Origin of the sequence: Kocuria sp., from assembly GCF_030536815.1 — a bacterium.
Lineage (GTDB): Bacteria > Actinomycetota > Actinomycetes > Actinomycetales > Micrococcaceae > Kocuria > Kocuria gwangalliensis.
Genome location: NZ_JAUNPE010000119.1, coordinates 1 through 6624 on the forward strand (window position 1 = coordinate 1; position 6624 = coordinate 6624).

10 protein-coding genes and 1 pseudogene are annotated in these 6624 nt (G+C 63.5%); 3 read left to right on the forward strand and 8 right to left on the reverse strand.

Features of this window, described 5'->3' with window-relative positions; genetic code table 11:
• Positions 1 to 38 precede the first annotated feature (38 nt).
• Entirely contained in the window at positions 39 to 263 is a 225-nt protein-coding gene (locus tag Q4E95_RS10045; protein ID WP_303383176.1) for a hypothetical protein, read from the reverse strand.
• Between the two features lie 302 nt (positions 264 to 565).
• Between Q4E95_RS10045 and Q4E95_RS10050 the strand changes: the two genes are divergently transcribed.
• Positions 566 to 727: a hypothetical protein gene (locus Q4E95_RS10050; RefSeq protein WP_303383177.1), complete on the forward strand. Its 162-nt coding sequence runs from the start codon at positions 566 to 568 to the stop codon at positions 725 to 727.
• Between the two features lie 12 nt (positions 728 to 739).
• Positions 740 to 907, forward strand: coding sequence for a hypothetical protein (locus Q4E95_RS10055; protein WP_303383178.1), 168 nt, complete (start codon positions 740 to 742; stop codon positions 905 to 907).
• 117 nt (positions 908 to 1024) lie between these two features.
• On the opposite strand, the gene Q4E95_RS10060 is transcribed toward Q4E95_RS10055, so the two are convergent.
• The 5 genes from Q4E95_RS10060 to Q4E95_RS10080 form a co-directional block, all read right to left on the reverse strand.
• A complete protein-coding gene (locus tag Q4E95_RS10060; protein ID WP_303383179.1) occupies positions 1025 to 1201 on the reverse strand; it encodes a hypothetical protein in 177 nt (58 codons plus the stop codon).
• Positions 1202 to 1224: 23 nt separating this feature from the next.
• On the reverse strand, positions 1225 to 1785 hold the full coding sequence (locus Q4E95_RS10065; RefSeq protein ID WP_303383180.1) for a dihydrofolate reductase family protein: 561 nt from the start codon (positions 1783 to 1785) through the stop codon (positions 1225 to 1227).
• An 84-nt stretch (positions 1786 to 1869) separates the two neighbouring features.
• Positions 1870 to 2379, reverse strand: a complete 510-nt coding sequence (locus Q4E95_RS10070; RefSeq protein ID WP_303383181.1) for a nucleoside deaminase — start codon at positions 2377 to 2379, stop codon at positions 1870 to 1872.
• 42 nt (positions 2380 to 2421) lie between these two features.
• Positions 2422 to 3990, reverse strand: coding sequence for a nucleobase:cation symporter-2 family protein (locus Q4E95_RS10075; RefSeq protein ID WP_303383182.1), 1569 nt, complete (start codon positions 3988 to 3990; stop codon positions 2422 to 2424).
• Between the two features lie 279 nt (positions 3991 to 4269).
• Positions 4270 to 4875 (reverse strand): DinB family protein, encoded by a 606-nt coding sequence (locus Q4E95_RS10080; RefSeq protein WP_303383183.1) that lies wholly within the window; start codon positions 4873 to 4875, stop codon positions 4270 to 4272.
• A gap of 47 nt (positions 4876 to 4922) precedes the next feature.
• On the opposite strand from Q4E95_RS10080, the gene Q4E95_RS10085 reads away from it, so the two are divergent.
• Positions 4923 to 5882: a YafY family protein gene (locus Q4E95_RS10085; RefSeq protein WP_303383184.1), complete on the forward strand. Its 960-nt coding sequence runs from the start codon at positions 4923 to 4925 to the stop codon at positions 5880 to 5882.
• Between the two features lie 9 nt (positions 5883 to 5891).
• On the opposite strand, the gene Q4E95_RS10090 is transcribed toward Q4E95_RS10085, so the two are convergent.
• Complete coding sequence (locus Q4E95_RS10090) at positions 5892 to 6386, reverse strand: methylated-DNA--[protein]-cysteine S-methyltransferase (protein WP_303383185.1); 495 nt, start codon at positions 6384 to 6386, stop codon at positions 5892 to 5894.
• Positions 6383 to 6624 (reverse strand): annotated as a pseudogene (locus Q4E95_RS10095) (DNA-3-methyladenine glycosylase); the annotation flags it as partial. The pseudogene Q4E95_RS10095 and the gene Q4E95_RS10090, both read right to left, overlap by 4 nt.

Consider the following 6624-nt stretch of genomic DNA (forward strand, 5'->3'; position numbering starts at 1 on the left):
GGCCATCTCATGGCGCTAGGAGAATCTGGCGTTGTTGATTACTTCTTGGACTGGCTCTGCTCGTACTGAGCCAGGGCGAGCCCGACCGTCATGAAGGTGGGCGTCCAATGGCCGATGAAAATACCCCATCGATCCGACTGGGCCTTGGAGTCATCGGGCTTCACGCGGGAAATCCCCCACGAGAGGAAAGACAGGCCAATGGTTCCCAAACCTGCGGCGTATGCGTGCTCTGAGCGAATCCCGACGTCGTGCAGCGTTTTCATGATCATGAATTTGCCTCGATCTGCTTGGTGTTGCGGTAGCCCCCGGACGGGGGTCCACCCGGTTGTCGGAGTGGGTGACTCCGGCATTGGTATGTGTGCTGATATTAAAAAAATCTCAACACTTTGAATCGTAGATCGGCACCGCGTTCTTGCCAAGGGGTCCAGATGAGAGTGCACCTTCCTGTTTCTCCGAGTCACCACGTGTTCCTGCCGCTAAGTGATTGACAGCACCCTTATGGGAGAGGATCCTCAGTTGGGATACACGGTTCACAGACGTCAAAACGCTAGCTGGAGGAGTATCCATGAGTGAGGTAGGACGCAACGAGGACCCGGATTCGGTCAACCAGGTTGATGCCCAGGAGCAACGGGATAAGGCTGCAGCCCAGGCTGACTCGGAGGAGCAGCGGGAATTCTACGAAGGTCAAACGGGGGAAGAGGATCTCTCCCAGGGATACGGACACTGAAAGGTAGGCACCATGCAGGCACAGAACAACGGCAAGCCGGGTGAAGATTCAATCAAGATGAGCCCCGAGGAAGAACGAGAAGAACTGAGCAGCCGGACTGAGGCAGACGCCGAGCCCGCAGACGAGGGCGTTGGTGCCATGACCGACAACAAGGACGTGGACCCGGCCACGGAGAACTAATTCTGGTCGACGCTGCCATGGTCCCGCCATGAGCACTCTCGTGGTTCTTGGCGGGACCGGTGTGGCGGCTTGCTGTTGGAGTCGAGTTCAAAATCTATTCCGGCTTGCGAGCCACAATCACCGGTCCAGTGAATGGTGTGCCCCGGCGCCGCCGGACACGTGGCGCTCGCGGACATCGTCGACCAGGATGTGCCAACCTGGGTGCGTGAAGTACCGGGCAATATCTTGTGGCATCACATAGTCCGCGGGATCGAAACCGTGAGGGCCGTCATCCATGACGTGATGCACGAACATCTTCTGCGTAGGGCGAGCGGTGGCTATGCGCCGGGACTCGACCCCACGACGTCGTACGTGATTTCCACGAACTGGCCAACCGTCCGCGCACCCTTGAGGGTTAAACGGTTGGGATACACGGTGCGCGGAAGGAGCGGTTTTCCACTGTCGAGGAATGCCGGCGCGAGCGTCATGATGATGCGATCGAGAGCGCCGGCGTCCAAGAACTGGCCGACCAGGTCCCCACCGCCCATGACCCATACAGTGCCGTGGCCGGCGGTTTCCGTGATCGTGGGAAGCGCCTCGGGGACGGAGCTGTTCAGGAACCTGACATCCGCACCGGGAGGCGCGGGAAGATCACGGCTCGTGAATACGTAGCTGGGTCGCTCCCCGAAGAATCCGGTCCATTTCTCGGGGTGCTCGAGCATGTTCTCGGTGTTGAGCAACCATTCATAGGTTGACGAACCCATTACGAACACGGAGACGGTCCGGGTGAAAGGCTCCATGTCCGGAGCCTCGCTCTTGACCTGGAACAGCCATTCAAGTGAGTCATGGGGATCGGCCAGGAATCCATTGGCCGTGGTGGCTGTGTTGAAGATGAACATGGGGTCAAACCTCCAAAAGAAGCTATGTGTGGACCTCTAGTGTCCGCCCATGCTCAGACACCGCCACGATCAAGAGGGCGATGGTCAGTACTCGGCCCGCACCGGGTTTGCCGCCCACGCTTCGAACGGTGCCTTGCGGTTCTCCACCGCGATGTGGCGGACGGGAACCAACCTGTCGCGTTCGGCGGGGGTGGCCGTGAAGAACTCGTAGAACACGGCGTCGTCGAAACCGCCCTCCGCGGCGTCGTGACGATCGGCCGCGAAGTAGACCGCGTCCAGGCGCGCCCACAGGGAGGATGAGAGGCACATGGGGCATGGTTCGCAACTGGTGTAGAGCACCGCGCCGGACAGATCGTGCGTGCCCAGCGCCTTGCACGCGGCCCGGATGGCGCAGACCTCGGCGTGGGCGGTGGGGTCGTGGTCGGCGGTCACGCGGTTGACGGCCGTGAAATGCTGGCCGTCCGCGGTGACGACCACCGCTCCGAAGGGCCCGCCGTCAACGGAGGCGTTCTGCGCGGCCGCTTCAATGGCGGTCCGCAGGTATTTTTGAATGGTCGCCTCATCCGGGGCCGATGCGTTGGATGTCGGAGTCATGATGCTCACTTTCAATCGTTGTGCGGCGCGGTGGTCGCAAAATCACCGGGAGTCGTTTTTGTAAATCCTGCGGATTTGACCGGTGTCCGTGAGTTCGCCGGTCTCCACGCGACGACGGACCTCGTCCACCAGGTGGTCATCGACCGCGGCGATTTCATGGCCGTCCGCGCTGATCAGGCGCCCATTGACCAGGGTGTCCCCTTCTCGGAGTCCCTGGAGTACGGATTTGGGCAACACGCGCGGCGGGTACGCGGCAAAGGTGGACGCGCCGGGGCGTGACCCGAAGGTGAGCTCGTTGAACAGGATGTTGAGCAGTACGGCGGTGAGCGCGGCGGCACTGATTCCGGATCCCAGAACCACCTGGACCCAGGACGGGAACTGATCATAGAAAGTGGGCGAGACCACCGGGATCAGGCCCATGGCCAGCGAGACGGCCACGATCATCAGGTTGAGACCCGACCGGTAATCCACGCCGGTCAGGGTGCGGATTCCCGACGCCGCCACGGTCCCGAACAGCACGATGCCCGCACCTCCCAGCACGGGCGAGGGGACGGCCGCCACCACGCGTCCGAGCACGGGCAGCAGCCCCAGCACCACCATGATCACCCCGGCCCCGGCCACGACGAAGCGGCTGCGGATGCCCGTGATCGCCACCAGACCCACGTTCTGCGCGAAGGCCGTTTGTGTGAAGGTGTTGAACAGCGGGGCCACCGTGGATGACAGCATGTCCGCGCGCAGACCGTTGGCGATGCGTTTGGAGTCCACACCGGTTTGGGCGATTTCCCCCACGGCCACGATGTCCGCGGTGGTTTCGGTCATCGTCACGATGATCACGATGAGCATGCCCAGGACGGCCGATGCAACGAACAGCGGCGCGCCGAATTCGAAGGGGGTTGGCAAGCCGATCACGGGTCCTTCACCCACGCCGGAGAAGTGTGCGCGGCCCAGCAGGGCCGCCACGGCCGTGCCGATCACGATGGCCAGCAGGATAGACAAGCGTGAGATCCCGGCCGAACCCACTTTGGAGAGCACCAGGACCACCAAGAGAGTGAACGCGGCCAGACCGACGTTGGCCACGGAGCCGTGAGACGGATCGCCTTCGGACCCCAGGGACCATCCCGCGGCCACGGGCATCAGCGTTAGACCAATGGTTGTGATGACCACTCCGGAGACGACCGGTGGGAAGAACCGAATGATCTTCGCGAAGAACGGCGCCAGGATGAAACCGAGCGCGGAAGCGACCAGCACCGCCCCGAAGATGATGCGGAGGCCTTCTTCGCCGGGTGTGCCCTGCAGGACGGCCAGCGTGGTGGCCACGCCCGTGAAGGACACACCCTGCACCAGTGGCAGTTGGGCACCCAGGAAGGGAACACCGATGCTCTGCAGGATGGTGGCCAGGCCACCGATGAATAGCGCGGCCGCCACCAGGATGCCTGTTCCGGTGGCGTCCAGACCGGCGGCGGTTCCGATAATCAGTGGCACCGCAACCACTCCGCCGTACATCGTCAAGACGTGCTGGAGGCCGTAGGCCAGGGACCGCCCGATGCCCAGGTACTCGTCCTCGGGGCGCTGCGGGGCGGTGGTAGCGGCTGACGCATGTCGGTTTTTCACGAGGCTCTCCGGATCACGGGGTTCGGCTTGTCGGTGCTGAGGCAGCCCGCAAAGCGTACGAGACCCGGAATGCACGGGTCCACGTACCCGCCTTGCGGCTCGCGCTGTGACTTGATTCGTGCCCGGTAGACAACCTTGTCAAAAGGACTCGCCGTGGCGGTTGTGCTGTTGAGCGTAGCCGTGTGGGACTTTGCCGGACAACACTCTATCTTTCCGGAATGTTAATTATGATTTCCGAATTATGAAAAGGCGTCCGGCCGGTGGCTCTACCAACACGCATCACCACTCCCGATTCGGGTCCAACCCGTCCACCAAATCGTTCAACTCGTAGGAACCTTTGCCGTCGATCGACTCGCGGATGACGTCCGCGTGCCCAGCGTGGCGCGCGAGTTCACCAATGACGTGGGTCAATGCCCAGCGCGCCTCCCAGAATTCGAGCTCGGGCGGGAACCACGGTGCGTCCGGAATGGGCATGGGAGCGCTCAGATCGGTAATGGACTCCATTTGCTCGGACGCGTACGTCACGCAGCGATCGAAGAACTCGAGTGTCTCATCCACCGTGGCGGGGTGGGCCACGCAATCCTCCATATCCATGTCTTCACCAATGTCCCCCGGGACATCCGGCATGTTGATCTGCTGTGCGGCCATGGTGGACCACCCCGCGGCCACCAGCGCGCAGTGCCGCAACAACCCCGTGAGATTCAGCGACGATGCCGTTGGCGCGGAATGCGCCTGCTCATTGCTGAGTCCGTAGACGCTGGTGCGCACCTGCGCGAGCTGATGAAGGACATTGGTGATCAGAACGTCTTTTTCGCCGTATGCCTGGGGGACCAGGAAACCCATGATCTTGCCTCTCTCGAGTGCTTCAACTATTGGTGAGAGCATCGTGGACCCCATTGCGGTCAGATCCTGTCCGCAGTCACACTGAGTGCGTGACGGATCCGACCTCGCGTGCCCTGAAACTGCTGAGCTTGCTCGGTCATCGCACCGTGTGGTCCGGGCCCGAGCTCGCCGCAGAATTGGGCGTTACGCCGCGAACGTTGCGCCGCGACGTCGACCGCGTGCGGAATCTTGGCTACACCGTGGATGCCGAGCCCGGTCAGGGCGGCGGTTACGCGTTACGTCGCGGCCAGGCGCTGCCCGCGCTATCGCTCGATGAGGAGGAAGCGCTCGCGGTCAATCTCGCGCTCACCGGGGCCACGGGGCACGTGGCCAATGCTGAGGTCGTGTCCAGGGCACTCGCCAAGATTGACGACATTTTGCCTCCAGCTGCACGGCTGAAAGCACGCGAACTGCGTGCATCCACAGATGTGTCCAGGGTGTCGACCTCGGTGGATCCCCAGGTCCTGGCGGATTGCGCGGACGCTGCCAGGCGGCGGCGTAGGCTTCGTTTCAGCTACGTGGACCGGCACGGGGCCCTCACGGAGCGGTGGGTCGAGCCGCACCAGGTCTCGTGTCGCGGGCGCGTTTGGTACTTGGCCGCCTACGACGTCGCTCGCGAGGCTTGGCGGTCCTTCCGCCTCGATCGCATGGCCGACGTGCGGGTGGGTGACTGGAATTTTCACCGCAGGGCGGATGCAGATGAGGCGCTGGAGTCTCTGCGCGAGCCCATGCCATTGGGCGCATATAAGCATCGCGTGGTCATTCACGCAGAATCGGCGGCGGAGGACGCGCCGGAGTACATGCGCTGGGGAAGCAGCGAACTGCGAGAAATTGAACCTGGGGTCTGCGAATTCATCACCGGCGCGGACAGTCCCCAGCAGGCCTCGGAGTGGCTGATCCTGCTGCCCTGCGAGTTCACGGTGATCGAGGACTCAGAGGTTCGCGCTGCGGTAGCGGCGCTGGGGGAGAAACTGCTGCGGGCTGCGGGAAGCGCGCCGTCTGAGCCATAACGGGGTACGTCAGGCGTTTGCCTCACGGTCCAACAGGCTCTGTTTGATGTCGAGCCCCCATGCGAAGCCGCCCAGAGAACCGTCCGTGCGTAGCACGCGGTGGCAGGGCACGAACAGGGCTACGGGATTGCGTGCGCAAATGGACGCCGCCGCGCGCACGGCTGACGGACTCCCCAGGGCACGCGCGAACTGTGAGTAGTTCAGTGGCTGTCCGGGCTCGATCCGGCGCAGCGCTTTCCACCCGGCGAGCTGACCGTCGGTGCCGTGCAGTTCTACCTCCACAGTCTCGACGGCGTGCACATCCCCCGCGTAGAAGGCCTCCACGGCGGACGCCGCATCCCCGGGCCCTTCCGCAATGTCGTCCGGGCGATGGACAGGACGGATCCGCGAGGCGGTGTCCTCCACGGACGGGGTCCACCCGGAGGCAATGACCTTCCCCGCCTCGTTGGTGATCACGGTGAACGGCCCGTCCGGCGTGTTCAGTGTCTGGAATGTGGCGGTCACGAGGGGTCTCCTTCGGGCGGCTGTGCGGGCACGGTGGGCGCCCTCCACAGGTGGGTGGTCAGATAACTGCGCCACGGCGAGGAGTGGGTCGACCAGGCGAGTAGGTCGGACGTGTCCGCGGGCAAACCGGCCCGGCGAGCTCCGGCGCGCAGGGCGCCGTCGTCGATCAGGAACACGTCCGGATCGCCGGTGACGCGCATGCGCACGTAGTCGGCGGTCCAGGGGCCCACGCCTTTCA